This window comes from Rubripirellula lacrimiformis, from assembly GCF_007741535.1.
Lineage (GTDB): Bacteria > Planctomycetota > Planctomycetia > Pirellulales > Pirellulaceae > Rubripirellula > Rubripirellula lacrimiformis.
Genome location: NZ_CP036525.1, coordinates 6682371 through 6700860, shown reverse-complemented (window position 1 = coordinate 6700860; position 18490 = coordinate 6682371). Strand labels below are relative to the sequence as shown.

15 protein-coding genes are annotated in these 18490 nt (G+C 57.8%); 5 read left to right on the top strand and 10 right to left on the bottom strand.

Translation table 11 applies throughout. From position 1 onward, the window contains the following. Position 1: 1 nt before the first annotated feature. The 3 genes from K227x_RS23475 to K227x_RS23465 all read right to left on the bottom strand — a co-directional run bounded on the left by K227x_RS23475 (position 2) and on the right by K227x_RS23465 (position 2363). A complete protein-coding gene (locus K227x_RS23475) occupies positions 2 to 1348 on the bottom strand; it encodes a vWA domain-containing protein (RefSeq protein ID WP_246146141.1) in 1347 nt (448 codons plus the stop codon). Positions 1349 to 1435: 87 nt separating this feature from the next. Next, a complete protein-coding gene (locus K227x_RS23470) occupies positions 1436 to 1879 on the bottom strand; it encodes a TadE/TadG family type IV pilus assembly protein (protein ID WP_145173608.1) in 444 nt (147 codons plus the stop codon). A 28-nt stretch (positions 1880 to 1907) separates the two neighbouring features. Continuing rightward, a complete protein-coding gene (locus K227x_RS23465; protein ID WP_145173605.1) occupies positions 1908 to 2363 on the bottom strand; it encodes a TadE family protein in 456 nt (151 codons plus the stop codon). A gap of 351 nt (positions 2364 to 2714) precedes the next feature. On the opposite strand from K227x_RS23465, the gene K227x_RS23460 reads away from it, so the two are divergent. Next, positions 2715 to 3536 carry a BPL-N domain-containing protein gene (locus K227x_RS23460; RefSeq protein WP_246146140.1) on the top strand — a complete coding sequence of 274 codons (822 nt, stop codon included), beginning with the start codon at positions 2715 to 2717 and terminating at the stop codon, positions 3534 to 3536. On the opposite strand, the gene K227x_RS23455 is transcribed toward K227x_RS23460, so the two are convergent. Continuing rightward, positions 3533 to 3727, bottom strand: coding sequence for a hypothetical protein (locus K227x_RS23455; protein ID WP_145173602.1), 195 nt, complete (start codon positions 3725 to 3727; stop codon positions 3533 to 3535). The two genes, K227x_RS23460 and K227x_RS23455, sit on opposite strands and share 4 nt — an antisense overlap. Positions 3728 to 4060: 333 nt before the next feature. On the opposite strand from K227x_RS23455, the gene K227x_RS23450 reads away from it, so the two are divergent. Further along, on the top strand, positions 4061 to 5119 hold the full coding sequence (locus tag K227x_RS23450) for a transaldolase family protein (protein WP_145173598.1): 1059 nt from the start codon (positions 4061 to 4063) through the stop codon (positions 5117 to 5119). A 140-nt stretch (positions 5120 to 5259) separates the two neighbouring features. Here K227x_RS23450 and K227x_RS23445 read toward each other — a convergent pair whose 3' ends face one another. Both K227x_RS23445 and K227x_RS23440 read right to left on the bottom strand, forming a co-directional pair. Then, positions 5260 to 8391 carry an efflux RND transporter permease subunit gene (locus K227x_RS23445; RefSeq protein WP_145173595.1) on the bottom strand — a complete coding sequence of 1044 codons (3132 nt, stop codon included), beginning with the start codon at positions 8389 to 8391 and terminating at the stop codon, positions 5260 to 5262. Further along, positions 8391 to 9740 (bottom strand): efflux RND transporter periplasmic adaptor subunit, encoded by a 1350-nt coding sequence (locus K227x_RS23440; RefSeq protein WP_145173592.1) that lies wholly within the window; start codon positions 9738 to 9740, stop codon positions 8391 to 8393. The genes K227x_RS23445 and K227x_RS23440 overlap by 1 nt, the downstream gene beginning before the upstream one ends. Before the next feature lie 259 nt (positions 9741 to 9999). Here K227x_RS23440 and K227x_RS23435 point away from each other — a divergent pair, with 259 nt between their 5' ends. Then, positions 10000 to 11877, top strand: coding sequence for a TolC family protein (locus tag K227x_RS23435; RefSeq protein WP_145173590.1), 1878 nt, complete (start codon positions 10000 to 10002; stop codon positions 11875 to 11877). A 36-nt stretch (positions 11878 to 11913) separates the two neighbouring features. Here K227x_RS23435 and K227x_RS23430 read toward each other — a convergent pair whose 3' ends face one another. Beyond that, the gene (locus tag K227x_RS23430; RefSeq protein WP_145173587.1) at positions 11914 to 12330 is read right to left on the bottom strand and encodes a cytidine deaminase; all 417 of its coding nucleotides are present in this window, start codon (positions 12328 to 12330) and stop codon (positions 11914 to 11916) included. 108 nt (positions 12331 to 12438) lie between these two features. Beyond that, a complete protein-coding gene (locus tag K227x_RS23425; protein WP_145173584.1) occupies positions 12439 to 13719 on the bottom strand; it encodes a thymidine phosphorylase in 1281 nt (426 codons plus the stop codon). Between the two features lie 101 nt (positions 13720 to 13820). On the opposite strand from K227x_RS23425, the gene K227x_RS23420 reads away from it, so the two are divergent. After that, positions 13821 to 15140 carry a S1C family serine protease gene (locus tag K227x_RS23420; protein WP_145173581.1) on the top strand — a complete coding sequence of 440 codons (1320 nt, stop codon included), beginning with the start codon at positions 13821 to 13823 and terminating at the stop codon, positions 15138 to 15140. A gap of 90 nt (positions 15141 to 15230) precedes the next feature. Here K227x_RS23420 and K227x_RS23415 read toward each other — a convergent pair whose 3' ends face one another. Together K227x_RS23415 and K227x_RS30810 are read right to left on the bottom strand one after the other, a co-directional pair. Next, positions 15231 to 16313: a transglutaminase-like domain-containing protein gene (locus tag K227x_RS23415; protein WP_246146131.1), complete on the bottom strand. Its 1083-nt coding sequence runs from the start codon at positions 16311 to 16313 to the stop codon at positions 15231 to 15233. A 169-nt stretch (positions 16314 to 16482) separates the two neighbouring features. After that, a complete protein-coding gene (locus tag K227x_RS30810; RefSeq protein ID WP_218933483.1) occupies positions 16483 to 17085 on the bottom strand; it encodes a hypothetical protein in 603 nt (200 codons plus the stop codon). A 164-nt stretch (positions 17086 to 17249) separates the two neighbouring features. On the opposite strand from K227x_RS30810, the gene K227x_RS23405 reads away from it, so the two are divergent. Continuing rightward, positions 17250 to 18485, top strand: coding sequence for a hypothetical protein (locus tag K227x_RS23405; protein ID WP_145173578.1), 1236 nt, complete (start codon positions 17250 to 17252; stop codon positions 18483 to 18485). Positions 18486 to 18490: the final 5 nt, after the last annotated feature.

Genomic DNA, 18490 nt, shown 5'->3' with positions numbered 1-18490 from the left:
ATTATTCAGTAATGATGGTTGGTAGGTTGTTGGCAATCTCTTCAAAGATTGCGACTAGCTCGGCACCTGACGAAGCGTGGTAGTGCTTGCCACCGCCTTTATTGGCGACACGCTTCATCTTGGCTTGATCGGCACCCGAGCCAAACGTGACGGTATGGATCGTAAGGTTGTACTGACCGACCAGATTGGTGGTAACGGTTTCGGGATCGATGCCGCTGTTATGCATGCCGTCGGTCATGACCACCATCGTTTTGGATGCGTAAGGTCGCGCGGCACTTGCCAACAGAGCGGTGATGCCGGATTCCATTCCCTTTCCGATCGCCGTGTTACCGCCGACATACAGGTCGTCGACGGTATCGCGAACCACCTGAAAGTCTTTCTCTAGCCATGTGTCCAAGGTCGAATTGGACGAATAACTAGCAACGGATACCTGTTCTTCCTGGCTGGTGTTGTCCAACACATTCAGAAAAGCGTTCACGGCGGCAACCAAGTCGTCCCAAGGACGTTGGGGCGCCGGCCCCAGATTGAAGTAGTTTTCCCAAGCCCATTGCTGGTAGCTGTCGCTATCGTTGCCGTAGGTGTATTGGTAGCCGTACCGCCAATGGTAGTACATCACTCCGGCGTCAATCGCTGCGTTGCGAACGGTATTGTTCCAAGGCGATGTTCCGTTTGGCCAATCGAAGGTGATCCAGCTCATGGAACCGGATCGGTCCAACACGATCGAGATGTCACGGTCGACTTGCATCGCGACCGCGTCCTGGGTGGATTCAAAGTCGCTGGCGTTCAACACGCCCGGAATGACCAAGGGGACGCGTCCCGACAATGACCCGCTGTCACGCCGGCCTAGGACTCGCATCGCGCTAGCCACTTCGTTGCCGCTGGCCACTTGCGCGGTGGGGATCTTCTGGAAGACGTATCGTCCATTCAAACCGTTGGGTTGGGTGGTGATACCGAATTCGATTTCGTTCGCAGCATCATCGGTCCGAAGTTGCAGCGGTTCGCCGTTGACCAAGTTCATGGCGGCTGTGGTCGCAGCAGCGGTTTTGGCCGCCGACACTTCTTGCGTTTCGCTCAGTGCGCGTCCGCCGGCACGGGCAGCAGCGTCGGTCGCTACCATCAGCTCGGTACGCGTCAATTGCATTTGCGCGGTGTTGATACAGAACGCCGATAGGATTGCCAGCACCGGAAGCAGTACCGCCAACAAGCCCAAGACCGCGCCTCGGCGGTTCCGTCCAGCGATGGCGGAACGCGTTGTCAATGGATTCGTTGCCGCGTGGTCTGCACAACGGTTGGTCACTGTCGATGCGACGGACTTTCGGTCGGTGTTCATGATCTTGTTTCCGGACATGGTGTTTTTCAATCGATGGGGGCAATCAGGCGATGCCAAACGCCCGCTGCGCACAAATGCGCGGACGCTGCACGGTCTGACCGGGGATCACTGTTCGTAGAATCCGTCGTAACGTTCGGTTCGCATCCGTACGGTGGATGAAATGTCCGACTCTGGCAGGAAGAACGGTGCGAACATTGCAACTTCGCCCAAGTCGACCGTGACGGTGACCGTCACGTTGGTCGATTCGGAATCCAGCTCGGATACCGCCACGCTGTAACCGTTCGTTAACAGCGACCCCATGATGCGGTTGGCTTCGCCTTCGGCTTCGGCCGAAGTTGCTCCCGGAACAATCGCATGGCGAGCGGCATAGTAAGCCGCATCCTGTGCCAAGTTGCGGACCATGTTCATCCGCGCAAATTCCATGCACGTCAGGATGATCAACAACAGAATGTTGGCGATGATTGCGAATTCAACGGCTGATGCGCCTAGACGTGACTGCCCACATCGGCGTCGTCGGCGAATCGGTCGTGATTGGTTGTGTCTTTTCATAGTGAATTTAAGGGCGTGACGACAACGACTAGTTGTTGGTTAAGTTCTCGTACTCTTTTCGCATCGTGACGCTTGCGGTGACAATCAGTTCAGCGAATCGCTCGGTGGGAATCAGTAGGTTCCCGGCCGCGGGGATGTTGACCGTGACCGTGACGTTTTCCAACGTTTCGGCGGACTCGAATCCCGGCGAACTGAAGGTGCAGACACTGCCCGATTGGTATTGGATGTTCCGTTCATCCAAGAACTCGCGAACTCGTGTGGTGACGTTGGCGTTGGTTCGGCCGCGGGCGACGCCCTGGCGAGCACCTTCGTAGGCTGCTAGCACGGCCGACTCTTTCAAGAACATCACCGAACAGACGTCGATGGTGCCGAGGGTCAGCACGAACAGAACGGGCAACACGATGGCGAATTCAACCGTCGCAATGCCGCTGCGATTGGAGTCGCGACGGAAGCGTCGTCGGTTCGAGGCTGGCGAAGGAGTCATGGATTTTGGGTTCGGGACAGAGGGGACTTTCTGGTCTATTAGAAACCTAGGTCACAAAAGTCCTTGGTGCGGAAATTTTCCAAGATCCGGGCCCGCCCTGCTCTCCCGACGCCGAAACGCGGGCTACAGACCCGACAATTCGCGGCGAATTCCCCGTGTTTCGCGATTCGGCGTCCGGCAGCGACTGCCCCCCCCGCGGTTGTGCTGGGTGGGGAGTGGCGGACTAGAATGGTCGGGCATCATGAACTGGGACGTCGACGTGGCGCTGGCAAACACGATGTTTCAGTCGCGGGCTTTTGTTAGCGGGGCTTCTGCTAGCGGCCGATTCGATCCAACGTGAGCGAGATGTTGATGATTTTGCGAGCCCTGGTTTTGTGGTTGCTCTTCCCCGTCTTGGGGTGGCCGGAGGGATGGGCAGAAGAACCGCCGGTTCGGGTTGCCGTTTTCGAGGGACCCGGGGTGGGCAAGAGCAGCGAGAAGTTGATCGCTGCTTTGCAGTCCGCCAAGGACGACAGGTTTCAGGTCACTCGGATTGCGGCTGAACAGATTCGCAGCGGCGGACTGATGCAGGTCGATGTCTTGGTGCACCCGGGCGGCAGCGGTAGCAAGCAGGGCAAGACGCTTGGTCCCGAAGGATCACAGGCAGTGCGAGAATTCGTCCGCGGTGGGGGCGGGTACCTTGGCGTTTGCGCCGGCGCCTATCTAGCAACCAATGACTATTCCTGGTCGCTGAATTTGATCGATGCCAAGGTCGTTGATCGACGGCATTGGAATCGCGGAAATGGCACGGTGTCGATCCGGCTATCACCCGATGGGGCTGCCTTGTTCGGGCACGATCGCCGCGACATGTCGATCTATTACGCGCAAGGGCCGCTGCTGGCGCGGCGGGAATGGGACGATCCCGAGGTCCCGGACTACGAGAGCCTAGCCATCTATGACTCGGAAATTTCCAAGAACGGATCGCCACGGGGAGTGATGGCGGGGACTTCGGCGGCAGTTCGCGGCCAATTCGGGGACGGCCGCGTGCTGTGTTTTAGTGTCCATCCCGAATTGACCGATGGTCGACACCCCATGATCGGGTTGGCTGTTCAGTGGCTGGCCGAATCCGTCGGTGGTCGGTCGTTTCCGAACCGGTCGACCGACGGGCGAGCGGCACTGCGATTCGAACCTTAATCGCCCAAATCGGCTTTTTCGTTTCCGTCTTCGTCGTATCGGTTGAACGCGAAATAGATGAATGGGATCGGCAGGCAAGGTAACAGCAGCAAGAAAAATTTGCCGACGACCAACGAGAATGCGATCGTCAACACAAAAAATCCCAGCCACAGCCACCATGTGTCGCGTCCAAGTCCAATCAGTTGCTTCATCAGTTTTCTCTTCGGGGGGAAACGAATTGTCGCGAGGTTAACCGGGGGGGAAATGACCGCGGTTGAGGATCGTCCGCCGTTTTCCGCAACCAGGGTCAGGTCCCCATCAATGTACCCAACTTCATTGCTGGGCTCGACTTATTGTGATCGCCGCAGCGGATATTGCCCAGGCCGAGATCGTCCAGATGGGCTGGTGCGACGAGATGACTCGGTGCGACCAGATGCCCCAGCGTGGCCTTTGTCCCCCTCTGCACTGGTGGGTGAGCCTTGCGAGAGCCGATAGACTGTCAGCTGAAAGTCCCCCAACACCCTCGTCACTACGGAACTAAAACGTTGGCCAACTCCATCCAATCATTGATCGATACCGGAACCAAGCTGTATCTCGATTCCGTCGAACCAGCCGAAGTGGACCAGAATCTTGCCTGGGGCGCCGTTGGGGCCACCAGCAACCCGGCGATCATCTCTGGAATCGTGAAGGCAGGCGGATTTGACGCTCAGATCGAATCCCTGTTGGGCGAAGGCCATGACGACGACGCGATTGCTTGGGCGATCACCGATTCGTTGGTCCAAGATGCCCAGTCCAAGTTTGCTGCGATTCGCGAGCAATCCAATGGGGACGCTGGCTGGGTCAGTTTCGAATTGGACCCGTTGCTGGAAGATCCTAGCTTGGGCCTCGACGAAAGCGATGTGGTCGCGAAGTACGTTGAACTTGGAAAGAAGTGGGCCGCCGGGCACACCAACCGAATGATCAAAGTGCCAGCCACGTCAGCCGGGCTGCAAGCACTGACGCCATTGGCCGCCGCCGGCGTGACCTTGAACGTGACCCTGATCTTTACTTTGGATCAGTACCGCGCAGCACGCGACGCCGTTTGGGCCGGGGCCAAGCAACTTGCCAATCGCGACCAATTCAAATCGGTCTACAGCATCTTCATCTCGCGGATCGATGTTTACACCCAACAGCAACTTCCCGATCTGTCCGACGATGCCCAGGGAATGGTCGGCATCTTGAATGCAAAACGAGTTTGGCAGGACAACCAAAATTTCTGGGCTGACAAGAATCTGCCGCTATCCCAGGAACTGATCTTCGCCAGCACCGGTACCAAGAACCCGAACGACCCGCCGTACAAGTACGTGCAGGCACTGGCCGGCAGCGATATCCAAACCAATCCGCCGGAAACCAACCAAGCGGTTGCCGACAGCGGGATCGAGTTCACCCGTACGGTCGACCAGATGCCGCCGCAAAGTGTTCAAGACGAAATCGATTCGAAGTTGGACCTGGACGACATGCACAAGGCCTTGATGACCGAAGGCGTCGACAAGTTCGTCAAGCCACAGCGTGCTCTGCTGGCTTTGATCGCCGAGAAGCGAAAAGAACTGTCGCCATCCTCGTAACGCACGCCCCCCGAGCGAACAATGGGGGGAATCCAATCGGCCGAAAACGTAGCGCAAGTCGCCAAGACTTTCGGCCGATGGGCGGTCCAAATCCGGTCGCGAAATCCGTCAAGACTTCGGCCGGACCTACCTCGCCGCGATCATGCGGCGAGCGACGACTTGCGGTGCACCAGCGAATAGACGCACGGAACCAGCACCAGGGTCAGCACCGTCGAAACGACCATGCCGCCCAGCAAGGCGCGGGCAAGCGGGATCATCGCCTCGTTGCCCGGAGCCAACTGGAACGACAATGGCAACATCGACGCGACCAGGGTCAGCGATGTCATCAGGATCGGACGCAGTCGGATTTGAGCGGCCGATAGCGCCGCTTCGCTGGCCGACAAACCTTCGCTGCGACGCTGGTTCGCAAATTCGACCAACAAAATCGAATTGTTCACCACCACGCCGATCATCATCAATGTCCCCATCAACGATTGGATGTTGATGTAGGTGTCGGTGAAGTACAGAACGATCAGTACGCCGCCAATCCCCAGCGGAACCGCCAACATGATGATCAGCGGATCGACAAAGGATCGGAACTGAGCCATCAGGACCAGATAGACCAATAGCGTCGCTACGGCCAACCCCACGCCCAGCATGCTCATGCCCGAACGCATCTTTTCCACCGGGCCTCGCAGCGTCACCGTGACACCGTTGTCGAATTCCATTTCCGATAAGGTGGTATCGATATCGGCCGCCACACTTCCCAAGTCACGTCCCGAAATGTTGACGTGCACATCGTTGACGCGGGAGATGTTGTAGTGAGCGATTTCCGCAGGGATCGTCACGCGGCTAACAGTCGCCACGTTGGATAGGGGAATCGTGATCGGGCCGTCCGCGGTATCCAACGACAGAGGAATGTTGCGGACCTCGTCCAGCGATTCGAACTGGTTCGATTCGTATTGAACCCCCATGAAAAAGTCGGTCCCCGATTTGGGATCGATCCAGATCGTTGGATCGTATCCAACGCTGGACCCCAATGCGGTTAAGACCGTCTTGGCGACTTGTTCCTGGTCGACACCCAAATACTTGGCACGTGTCCGGTCCACCTGAACATCGAATTGCGGATAGTCCAGGGATTGGGCGATCTGAACATCGCGGGTTCCCAAGATCGGACGCACCGCTTTGACGATGCGTTCAGCGGCATCCCGGCATTGCTGCAACGTTCCGGCCGAAACCTGCACACTGATTGGCGTCGGCACACCCTCGTTCAGTGCCATGTTCACGATGCCACCGGATACGAACAGAAACTCTTCTAGCGGGTACTGGTCGGCCAACGTGCTCCGCAGCGTCTCGATATACGAACGCGTGCTAGTGGATCGGCCCTGTTGTCTCAGGTTGACAATCACATAAGCCGTGTCGGGCCCAGAGTTCGAGCTTAGGACGGTCGAAAAACCGGCTCCCTTACCGACGGGCAACCCGATGTTGGAAATGATCGTTTCGATTTGTTCTTCCGGGATGATGCCCTTGATCGAGTCTTCGATCCGAGCGACCAACTTTTCGGTTTCCAACAGCGACGTTCCGGGCAGCGTTTTGAGTCGCAGTTCGAATGATCCCGAATCCACCTCCGGAAACAACTCGGTACCAATCCGTGGCAAGAGAGCAAAGGATGCACCGACACCGACGATGATCACCAATGCGCTGATCGCCGGGGTCTTCATCGCTGTGCTTAACAGTCGACCGTACAGGCCTCGCGGATCCGATTCGCGATCCGATGAATCGGCATTCTTGGATTGCACCCGCTCGCGGACGAATGTCGCACAGTAGGCGGGGACGACGGTCAGGGCCAACAGATAGGACGCACCGATCGTCAACGTCGCAGCCAGCGATAATGGGGTGAACAGGTACTTGATCATGCCGGTCAAAAACAACGCTGGCAAGAACACAGCCAAGGTCGTCGCGGTACCCGCCAGGATGGCGCCCGAGACTTCCTGAGTTCCCTGGCGAGCGGCTTCCAACGGGGATTTGCCCATCCGCAAGTGACGAATGATGTTTTCCACCACAACGATGCCCGCGTCGACGACTGTCCCGATCGCCAACGCGATCCCGCCCAGGGTCATCACGTTGATCGTTTGTCCCGAAAACGCAAACCCGATCGCTCCGATCAAGATCGCCAATACGATCGTGGACACGATGATGATCGTTGGCAGCACGCGGCGAAGGAAGACAAAGACAACGATCGCGACCAGCAACGCGCCGAGTCCGACTTGGGTCAGCAGGTTGGACATCGCATTGCGAATGTAACTGGATTGGTCCGATACCAGTGTGACCTGCGTGGCTTCGGGGATATCCCCGCGTTCCTTCATCTTGGGGATTTCACGTGCGATCCCTTCATAGATGCGATCGACCACCGCGATGGTGTTTTCGCCCGGTTCGCGTAGCAATGGACAATAGACACTGCGAGTTCCGTTGACGCGGACGATGTTGTATTGCAGTGCGGCGTCATCGACGACGCGCGCGACATCGCGAATGAAGATCGGGCGATCGTCACGGACCGCGACCGGAATCGCTTCGATGTCTTCGATGTTGGGCAGCGTGTTGCGTGGGTGCACCTGGTAATCGGTTCCGCCCATCGTGGCGGTTCCGCCTGCCAAAACCAGGTTGGCTTTCTGCATCGCGTCGACAACATCGGTGGCGCTAACGTGATAGGCACGCAGTTTGTCGGGATTGACGTAAACCATCATCTGTCGGAACTTTCCGCCAAATGGGTGCGGAATCTGGACGCCCTTCAAGCCGCCCATCTTGTTTCGCACGGCGTAGTAGCCAATGGAATAGAGTTCGGATTCGCTCAGTCCTTCGCCCGAGATCGCTGCTAGCACGACCGGCAGATTCGACGGCTCGCTCCGCAGCGTGAAAGGCCACTCGATCCCCGGTGGCAGGTGAAACATATCGCTGGCCTCCAGATTGACGATGTCGTTCATCGCCGAGCTGGGGTCCGCACCGGGTTGGAAGAATACTTTGATGACCGCGGCGCCAGGAACCGTTCTGGATTCTTGGTGTTCGATCTTTCCGGCTAGAGTCAACGCGCGTTCCACACGTGACGAAACCGACTTTTCCATGTCCAGGGTGGGAAGTCCCGGATAGGAAAAAAAGCTGACGACGACCGGCTTTTTGAAATCCGGCAGGATGTCAATCGTGATGCCAGGAATGACGGAGGCACCAAGCACGCAAAGTGCGATCGCGCCGGCCAATACGGCGAAGCGATTTTTAAGAGAGAAGTTGATCAAGGACATTAATTCCGGTCCCCCAACACAACGACCTTTTGGCCGTCAACAAATCGCTTCAGGTGCGAACCGATCACCCGTTGGCCCGGTTGGATTCCCGCTAAGACTTCGATCGAATTTCCATCGTCCATGCCCATCGTGACCTCCGCGATTGAAACGGTCTCGTCGTCACCGACGACGTAGACATAGGCGTTTCCGTTTTCGCCGATACGGATCGCTTGGGATGGCAGCATGTTGGCAGCGATCTTGGTCGATAGATTGATCGAAGCTTGGCCGAACATGCCGGGCAAAAGTTTGCCGTCGGCGTTGTCCAGTTCGACCTCGACCATCATCGTTCGTGTGCTGGGGTCGAGGTCGCCGCTGCGACGGGTGACATTGCCGACGATCGGTGCCTCCGATGCAAACGATGGGAACGTCAATCGAACTTCGTCACCCGGTCGAACCAATGGTGCATCGGACTCGGGGACCGGGATGCGGACGCGGACTTTGTCGACTTGACTAACGACGAACAACGGTCGACCGTTTCCAACTTCGTTGGATTGGCGAACCAGGTCGCCCGGTTCGATGTTTCGTTCGGTAACGATTCCGGTGAACGGAGCCCGCAGGGTAGCGAACTGGATCATCACATCGATTTCGTCCAGTTGACGGCGAGCGACCTGGGTCTCGGCTTTGGCGGCTACCAGGTCCGCCTTAGCGGCAGCGGCTTGGGCCTCGGCGACCGCGACCTCGGCTTGGGCCGACTGGATCGAAGATGCCATGGCGTCTTTGCGAGCGGCTTCCGAATCACGTTTCATGCGGACTTCGTCCAACATGCGATTCTGTAGCGATCCGCGATCGACCAAATCCTGGGTGCGATTGAATTCGGATTCTGATCCTGCCAGCGACGCTTCGACGCCAGCCATCTGGGATCGGGCTTCGGCCAGCATGGCTTGGGATGACCGGACGCGGGCGTCGGCAAGTTGGATGCCTGCTTGGGCTCGTTGTTCCTCGGCCTCGTATCGTTGAATTCTGGCTTCGGTGATCTCTCGCTGTTTTCGAATCTCCGGAACATGGATGACCGCTAGTTCGGCCCCGGTTTCGACGTAATCGCCGATATCGACTTTCAATTCACTGACAAAGCCCGTCGCCCTGGCACGAATCTCGGCTCGATAGAACGCGTGAATCGATGCCGGTTGGAGCGTGGTTCGCTGGACTTCGGTGGTCGCTAGGGCAACCGTTTTGACGGGGATGTCCCGGACATCCTGCTGTGGCTTCAACGCCGTTTGCTTGGGCGAACACCCGGCTAGGATGATCATGTTTCCGATGATCAAGGCGTGATATCGGGCGGATCGGTGAATTTGCATGTCTACCGTTGTCATGAATGGAATACTTGCGGCGGCGGTCTAATCCCTACAGCCGGCACAATCATCAGCGGCGAAAATCTCTGGCCGGTAGGATCAAACAGTGTAATTGGCGTAACGAGATCATTCGAGATTCCAGAGTCCAGAAGTCACGAATCTGGTGGGAACAGTCGTTACCATCGTCGCCTTCGTTTGCCGAAGAGTTTTCCGTGTGATCATCGCGTTCGGAGTAACGCGTGCAATGGAAATGAACGCCACGGAAAAAACGGAGGACGGGATGCCCCGCCTATTAGTCACCTTGGGTTTGACGGGATTAGCCGGCTTAACAGGTTGTGCCAGCAATCAGCGGCTGGCATTTCAGCCCGCAGACGTGCCTGCCGCGGCCCAGGTGGCGGCAACGCCACCCTCGCAAACCCAGCCCCCTCTGCCGGCCATCTCGCAGCGTTCGCCCAAGACAAACCGGGATCTCCTGGCCGCCGACCTCCATTCCACTGCGAAACCCGTCGAAGAGTCCGCTGTGCAGGCGGCTGTACAGGCGGTTGTGCACAACGACGCGGTGCCAGAGACCAGTGGTGCACGCGGAACGTTGACGATCGACGGACGCAAGTACCGGCTGGAACCGGTCGTATCGGCTGAACCGGCACACCTGGTCACAACGACACCCAGTTCGCCCGCCAGCACGTTTTCCCAGGCCGCGTTTGAAAGCGTCGTCGACGCCGATGACGTTCCGGTCATCCACCCTGCGATGGGACACGATCAGACGCCGTCCATCACGCCCGTGGTGATCCCCTTCGAAGATGCCAACGGGATCGCGATGGAATCCACCATCGTCGATGGGTCGTCAGCGATGCCGAATGGCGTGATCGAATTGAATTTGCCATCGGCGCTGGCGCACGTCGGTGGACAGCACCCCGCGGTTGGTTTCGCACAGTGGCGAGTCCAGCAGGCCTACGCCGAATTGGCCCAAGCCGAAGTCCTGTGGCTGCCATCGATCCAAGGCGGGTTGAATTTTCATCGCCACGACGGCAACTACCAGGCCAGCGATGGGACGATCGTCGATGTAAACCGCAATTCGTTCCAGTACGGATTGGGCAACGGGGCTGTGGGGGCGGGGACCACACCGCGTCCGGGTCTGGTCGCTCAGTTCCATCTGGCCGACGCAATCTTCCAACCGGAAATCGCAGAGAAGACGGCTTGGGCTCGTGGGCATGCCGCCACCGCTGTCCTAAACCAACAAATGTTGACCGCATCGCTCGCCTACATCGAACTGTTGGATGCTCATCAAGATGCTCGGATCACAGAGGAATCTCGTGATCGGACAGCCGAGCTGTCCAAAATTACCAGCGACTACGCTCAGGCCGGCGAAGGGCTTCAGGCGGATGCGGATCGAATGCGCACGGAGTTGACGTTGATGGAAAGTCGATTGATCGGCGTCCGCGAACGCATCTCCATCGCTTCGGCACGCTTGGCACAAGCGATCAGCATCGATGCCGGGACCGAGATTCAGCCGATGGACGTCAACGTGGTCCCGTTGGATCTGGTCGCGATCGATGCTGACAAGGGATCCTTGATCAGCACCGGCCTTTCGATGCGTCCCGAGCTGAAAGAATCACAAGCATTGGTGGCCGCAGCCTGCGAAGCATTCAAGCGAGAAAAGTATGCTCCGTTCGTCCCCAGCGTTTTGCTCGGTTACAGCACCAGCGGTTTTGGTGGTGGACTCGGTGGCGATATCGATGACGTCGATGGCCGGTATGATTTTGATGCCGCCATGACATGGCAGGTTCGCAACCTTGGCTTCGGCGAACGGGCTGCCCGTCGCGGATCCGCCGCCAGGGTCCAACAGGCCAGGTACCAAAAACTGCAGGTGATGGACCAAGTCGCATTGGAGGTTTCAGAAGCCTACAGCCAAGTCGATTTCCGCCGCCAACAGATCGACATGACTCAGCAAGCCATTCGAACGGCCCAGCAGTCGTACCTGTCCAACGTGGAACGAATTCGCGATGGCGAAGGATTGCCGATCGAAGTTCTGCAAGCGGTGCAGGCTCTTGAATCGGCCAAGCGGGCCTACCTGCAATCGGTCGTCTCGCACAACCAAGCTCAGTTCCGACTGCAGTGGGCGCTGGGGTGGTCGGTCACCGCACCGGCCAATCTGTAAATCGCATCGCCGATTGAACCGCGCCGCGGTCATTCATTACGGGTGGCTTGGCAGGTTCGACGCGTCGAATGCGTCGGGCAATAGCTGCGCGAGTTTTCGGATCTTGCGACTGCCATCCAGCACGTTGACCATGATCACGGTCGTGGTCTGACCGAATTCAGCCAAAAATTGACGACAGGCTCCGCACGGCGATACTCCGCCGACGCTGGCGATTGCAATCGCTCGCCACTTGCGATAACCGGCCGCGACGGCACTGGACGCTGCAACCCGTTCGGCACACAGGCACATCGAATAGCTGGCGTTTTCCACATTGCATCCGCACACGATTTCACCATCATCCATCAGCATCGCTGCACCGACATAGAAGTGACTGTGCGGCGCGTATGCCTGGTCGCGAGCATTGATGGCTGAATGAACCAACTGTTCCACTTCGTGAGGTTTCAGCTCGAGCATGTTCTTCGTCTGGCGGAAAGGAAAAGATGCAAATGGTTGGGGCTTGGTCAAAACAGGCGATCCATGGCCGATAGCGACAGCGTGTCACGACGCAAATCTGCAGCCGGCCTAGTGGAATCGCCTCAGGATAAGTTCTCGCCGGCGGACCAGAGTTTCACTGACCGTGATCGCCTGATGCAGGCGTTCAGCATACTCGCTGGCTTGGTGGGTGTGGCAATGCAAGACGAGAATCGGTTCGCCACGCTGGACCCTGTCGCCAATTCGATGACGAACCTGGATGCCCACCCGATGGTCGATCGGGTCGCCCGCCTTGCGTCGGCCACCCCCCAATGCAACGATCGCCTGGCCGATCGTTTGGTTGTCGAAACTTGCAATGTAACCGTCGGCATCCGCTAGGATCGGAGTCGGCGGATGCAGCGTCAGAGGGCCACTTCGTCGTCCCCCCTGGCCGCGGATCATCGATTCAAATTTTTCCATCGCCTGACCGCCGTCGATCGCTCGGCACAATCGCTCTTCCGCGGCGTCCACGGTTTCGGCCATCTGCACTTGGACCAATAGTTCGGCACCTAGCCGGACGGTTAGGTCACGTACTGGGCCGTGCTGGCCACCTAACACGTCCACCGATTCGTTGACTTCGATGGCGTTGCCGATCGTGGATCCCAACGGTTGGTCCATGTCCGTCATCAACGCGATCGTGTTCAGCCCGGCTTGGCGGCCGACCGACACGAGGGACTCTGCCAGCGCGACGGCATCGGCTTCCGTTTTCATGAAAGCGGCGGATCCCGTTTTCACATCCATGACCAATGCATCTAAGTTGGCCGCAAGCTTTTTACTAAGGATGCTGGCCGTGATCAACGCGATCGATTCGACCGTACCCGTCACGTCGCGAAGTGCATACAGGCGACGATCTGCGGGGGCAATTTGATCATTGGCCCCGACGATGAAACAGCCGGTTTGGGCCAGTTGTCCAGCCATCTGTTCGGCTGTTAGGTCAACCGTCAATCCTTCGATCGATTCCAATTTGTCCAGCGTACCGCCGGTCAACCCGAGGCCTCGCCCGCTGACCATCGGGACGTCCACATCGCAGGCTGCAAGCAGCGGTGCCAAAATCAGGGAAACCTTGTCGCCCAACCCGCCGGTGCTATGCTTATCGACTCGAGGCCGATCATGCATTGTGCGAGGCAACCGTGATCCGCTTTCCAGCATCGCAACGGTCAACGTGGCGGTTTCCTGGGACGTCATTCCGCGGCAACAGATTGCCATCGCCAACGCGGACATCTGATAGTCGGTAATGTCCCCCTGACAAAAACCGTGGATCAGAAATCGGATTTCGTCATCGGATAGTTCGTGGCCGTCGCGTTTCTTTGCCAGCAAGGTAGACGCAAGCATGACCGGTTCACAGATTCTGGTAGGTTCAGTCGCCGACAGACACAAAGCTGATCGTTATATTGCCATCTTACGATCAAAGCGATTCGCTAGGAATAACAACGATGATTGACCGCGATCCCCGCATGCACCTTCGATTGACTCTTGTTTTGGTTCTCGGTTGGGCCTTCTGCTGGTTGTCCAGCGGGTCGACCGTGTTGGCGCAGTCACCGACGACCGCCGATGCGGTAGACGCCACGCCGGCAGATTCACCGAAGGTTTCCGAAGCTGACACCCCGTCCAAGGTCGTTGCCGAAGTCCAGGCCGGGCCGCGTGCTCTGTCTCGTGCGTTTCGATTTGCCGCCCGGCGTGCGACACCCGCAGTGGTCACCATCTTGTCGTACGGGCAACCGGTCGCACCGACGTTGGGCCGCGTGCCCCCGAACGGTGGGACCCAGCGCGGCGGTTCCAATGAATCGCCCGATTCGGATCAGGATTCATCACCGACCCAGGATCCGGAAACCGACGACAAACAGCTGACGGGAATCGGCAGCGGCGTGATCATCAGTGAAGACGGTCGCGTGATTACCAACAACCATGTCATCGCCGGTGCCAAGCGAGTCGTCGTGCAATTGTCGGACGAAACCGAATTTGACGCGACCGAAGTGTTCGGTGACGCGGCCAGTGATGTGGCAACGCTGCGAATCGATCGAGACGCACCCCTGCCATTCGCTGACCTGGGCGATTCCGAACAACTGGAAATTGGCGACTGGGTACTAGCGATCGGCAGCCCGTTCCGTTTGGAAGCAACGGTCAGCGCAGGGATCATCAGTGCCAAGAACCGAGAATTAGGTCGGATCACTCGCGGCCGAATGATCCAAACGGACGCCGCGATCAACCCCGGCAATTCGGGTGGTCCGTTGGTCGACTTGGATGGACAGGTCGTCGCGATCAGTACCGCGATCGCCACTCGTAACGGTGGCTATCAGGGGATCGGGTTTGCCATCCCAATCAACCAAGCCAAATGGATCGCCAACGAACTGGCTGAACATGGCCAGGTCCGCCGCGCTGCGATCGGACTTCGAATCGCTGAATTGAATCCCAAGATCGCAGCGATGTTCAAGCTGCCGGTCGGGCTAGGTGTCTTGGTCCATCAAGTGATCGAAGGATCTGCAGCCCAGCGCGGTGGTATCCAGCCCATTGATGTGATCATCGCCATCGATGGCGAGCATGTCGGCGATGCGGCCAGTTTGCAATCCGCGATCGAACGGTTGCCAGTGGGATCGTTCCAAGAATTCAAGATCAGCCGCGATGGCAAAGAAATTTTATTGCAGATCGAGATCGCATCGATGGAAGACCCCACTGAATCGAAAGCATCGCAAGACGCGGACGAAGCAGATGCTTCCCCAGCCGACGACGTCGAATCGACCTCCACACTCCCGTAGTGGGATTCGCCAGAATTCCCCACCGCCACCACTCAGCCTTTTTCGTCTCCGCCACATTCCCGACCGCTGCGCCATCCGATCCGGCAGGAATCAAACGTCGATCATGTCGCGCACAAACTTCGGCCGCGGGTCCGACTTGCCTTTGCGATCGCAACGAAAGTATTCGCTGACATAACGCAGCGGCGACGAACTCTCGGGCACTTTGAAACGGTCGCCCTTCTGCAGGACCGGACGGTATTCGTCCATCCGTCCAAATTGACGTGTTCCAGCGGCTTGGCATGGAAACCAAATGCCTTCGCCGTCAGGAGTTTCTAGATAGAACTCGGGATAGCAGTGGTCGGGGATCCATACCATCCGTGCTGGGATGCCGTTGTTACGGCACAACGCGACAAACAGGCTGGTCATGTCTTCGCAGTCGCCTTTGCCATCCTTCAAAGCATCCGATGCGTTTCGAATGGGGCCTTCGATGTATTCGACGTTATCGCGTACATAGTCGTAGATCTGTTCGACGCGTTGCCAATCGTTGTCCGCCGGTTCTTTCTTCAGATCGCGAGCCACCATTCGGATCTTGCCGTGGCTGGTATCGATGTTGGGGCTATTGCCCATGAAGACGCGGAGGTCGCGAGGCGGACGCGATGGAATGACTAAGTCGTCCGTCAGGTCCGGTGGCAAAATCCGTGATCGTGCGATCGCAAATTCGAATGTCATCTCCACCGTCGAACCGCCGGGAACACGTGCCATCTGCAACACAACTTGGCGCGCACCGCCGGGCAGGTCACGCGTCTTCCATCCCGAGACTGCATTGTCGATCGTTCTGCCGGTGACTGTGACCGTTTGTTCGGGCCAGTCCATCGGCACGATGAACGTGGCTAGCACATTGGTGCAAGTCACCGGTGTGTTTAGGATCAGACCGATTTTCCAGTTCTGTGTTTGGGGGGACTGGTAGATCAGCCGTTCTTTGGCTGTTGAACTGGCACCGGAAGTATCTCCGGGATCGGAACCAGTCCCACCACCCAAACCTGAATCATTGGACGCGCCGCCGTCTGGTACCTGGGCGTTGGCTTGGCCCATGGCCAGCGGACCGGCCGTCAAAGATGCCACGCCGGCGCATGCTGCGGTGGTCAACCATTGTCGGCGCGAAAAGGCGGTCAGGTGGTTTCGGGGAATCAGCACAGCGAAAACCTTCGATGGGAAAAACCGAAACGGTCGGAGCAGAAATCTGCTTGCGAAAAGCAGTTCCACTCCGACCGTCGCTCTGTTTGTCAATTCACTACATTGCAGTGCAGGGTCGGCGACGACGCCCACACGCATTTCATATTTTAACTCGACCGTCAATCAATGCTTACAAAGGTTTGGCGTTCGATGGGATCGGATCTTCATACAGAATCTTGGCACCGTCGGTATCGAATTTTCGAGACTGAGTGCGATTCTGCCAGTTGCTCTCCGGTTGGACAGGGGCACCCTGAGGGTATCCCGTGTCGCCGATGATCTGTTCGCCGTAATTGGTCGACCCACCTTGGATGGTCCCCATGTAGGGGGACGACTGCAGGTAAGGATCTTGGACGCCTGGGGCATAATCATTGCCACAGCCGCACATCCCGCTGGAGTAAACGTCGGACGATTGTTCCATGCCGGCATAGTTTTGGCATCCGCATGGCGGAGCGGTGACCACTCCTTGCGCGGGCGCTTGGCAGGTGGGTGCCGCCGGGGCATAGGCCGGCGCATAGGTCGGGGCGTATGCTGGCGCAGCGAGTGGTGCCGACTGACACGGTGCCGCCGCCGGTGCCATGTTGCCAAACCGACCACAGGGAAGGCAGCTGCCTAGCTTGTTGCACAGGCCGCATTGGGCGCCCCGGCCGAACATGAAGTTCCGGATTGTGCCGCATCCCGAACTGACCATCAACAGCGTTGCCGCCGTCATAATCGTTGCAATTCGTTGATTCATTATTGTTTCCTTGACATGCATAGCGAGCGTATTCGGTGATCTCGAGTAGGAGACCGAACAAAAGTACGACGCTATGTGTGTTGTGCAAACGCAACATCGTTTTTTTTAGGCAACAATCTGGTGACATGGTGCAACACCCCACGACCTGCCAATCTTGAATCAACATGATCTTTCATTTTCGAAAATCTGCGCGAGCCGCTGTTTTTGCCGCTTGTTCGACTCTTTCTCTATTAGGAAGCGGTCTGTCTTTGCACGGTGGCAACCCATTGCCCGTGGATTGGCAGCCCGAACCGTACTTGGCGAAACCCGCCATGGAGTCAAATGACCCGATCGCGGGGGATCGCGCACTACTGGATGCCGCCCTACAAACCGAACCCCCCAAGTATCCGTTGATCCTGGACCAGTCAGCGACGCCGGGGGGAATCAACAGCACTGTCCCAAACGGCGACCCACTGAATCACGACGTCGTCTGTGAAGACGTCCTTGGCGGCAATGTGCTGCATGGAAATGTGCTGAGTGTTGGCGATGCGGACCGGCTGTGGTTGTTCAGCACCCGTCGCATCACCAGCAGTTCGGGATGCGCTGACCTGGACATGCCGCGATTCGATATCGATCAGCTGAACAGTTGTGGGCAGCGTTCCAGTTCGTCGATCGAAGACTATCTGGCAAGCCGATCGGAAGGTCGGCGTACCGTTGTCTATGTGCACGGCAATCGGATGGATGCCGGCGACGTCGTGGGGCGGGGGCTGACGGTGTATCGCAGCATCGCCAAGTTTCGAAGCCGCGAACCGCTCGATTGGGTCATCTTTAGTTGGCCTAGTGAACAACAAGGAATATTAGCCCACGACGTCCGGCTGAAAGCACAACGCACCGATGCGCAAGGATTGTACTTGGCTTGGCTGTTAAGGCATCATGCTGAATCCGCGACACCGACCAGTCTGATTGGTTACAGTTTCGGCGCCCGCGTGGTGACGGGATCCTTGCACGCACTGGCCGGCGGATCGTTGGGGGGACGCGTGCTATCGGGACCGCCCATCGTTGGAATGAACGTGGATGCGGGATTGGTGGCACCGGCAATCGCCAGTAACTGGATGAACCATGGTGGCTATCACAGCGAAGCGACCAAGAATCTTGGCGAATTGTTCCTGTTCTACAATCAACGCGACGCGGTGCTGAAGCGATATTGGTTGATCGACCGAGTCCGCGGTCAGTTGGCCTTGGGGTACACCGGTCCGCGATCATTCGCGCCGCGAATCGACGGAAGCAAGCTTCCGGTGCACTCGCGTGATTGTGCGCCCGTGGTCGGGCTGCAGCATTCGGAACTAGATTACTACCAATCGCCGTGCAATGCGGGGGCCGGGATGGCTCGGTTGATCCACTCGGACCTGGTCACCCAGTAGTGCAC

Bases quoted from the DNA above. Each gene is read 5' to 3' on its own strand.
- K227x_RS23475 (WP_246146141.1), bottom strand. From the start codon at position 1,348: ATGTCCGGAAACAAGATCATGAACACCGACCGAAAGTCCGTCGCATCG.
- K227x_RS23470 (WP_145173608.1), bottom strand. From the start codon at position 1,879: ATGAAAAGACACAACCAATCACGACCGATTCGCCGACGACGCCGATGT.
- K227x_RS23465 (WP_145173605.1), bottom strand. From the start codon at position 2,363: ATGACTCCTTCGCCAGCCTCGAACCGACGACGCTTCCGTCGCGACTCC.
- K227x_RS23460 (WP_246146140.1), top strand. From the start codon at position 2,715: ATGATTTTGCGAGCCCTGGTTTTGTGGTTGCTCTTCCCCGTCTTGGGG.
- K227x_RS23455 (WP_145173602.1), bottom strand. From the start codon at position 3,727: ATGAAGCAACTGATTGGACTTGGACGCGACACATGGTGGCTGTGGCTG.
- K227x_RS23445 (WP_145173595.1), bottom strand. From the start codon at position 8,391: ATGTCCTTGATCAACTTCTCTCTTAAAAATCGCTTCGCCGTATTGGCC.
- K227x_RS23440 (WP_145173592.1), bottom strand. From the start codon at position 9,740: ATGACAACGGTAGACATGCAAATTCACCGATCCGCCCGATATCACGCC.
- K227x_RS23435 (WP_145173590.1), top strand. From the start codon at position 10,000: ATGCCCCGCCTATTAGTCACCTTGGGTTTGACGGGATTAGCCGGCTTA.
- K227x_RS23430 (WP_145173587.1), bottom strand. From the start codon at position 12,330: ATGCTCGAGCTGAAACCTCACGAAGTGGAACAGTTGGTTCATTCAGCC.
- K227x_RS23425 (WP_145173584.1), bottom strand. From the start codon at position 13,719: ATGCTTGCGTCTACCTTGCTGGCAAAGAAACGCGACGGCCACGAACTA.
- K227x_RS23420 (WP_145173581.1), top strand. From the start codon at position 13,821: ATGATTGACCGCGATCCCCGCATGCACCTTCGATTGACTCTTGTTTTG.
- K227x_RS30810 (WP_218933483.1), bottom strand. From the start codon at position 17,085: ATGAATCAACGAATTGCAACGATTATGACGGCGGCAACGCTGTTGATG.
- K227x_RS23405 (WP_145173578.1), top strand. From the start codon at position 17,250: ATGATCTTTCATTTTCGAAAATCTGCGCGAGCCGCTGTTTTTGCCGCT.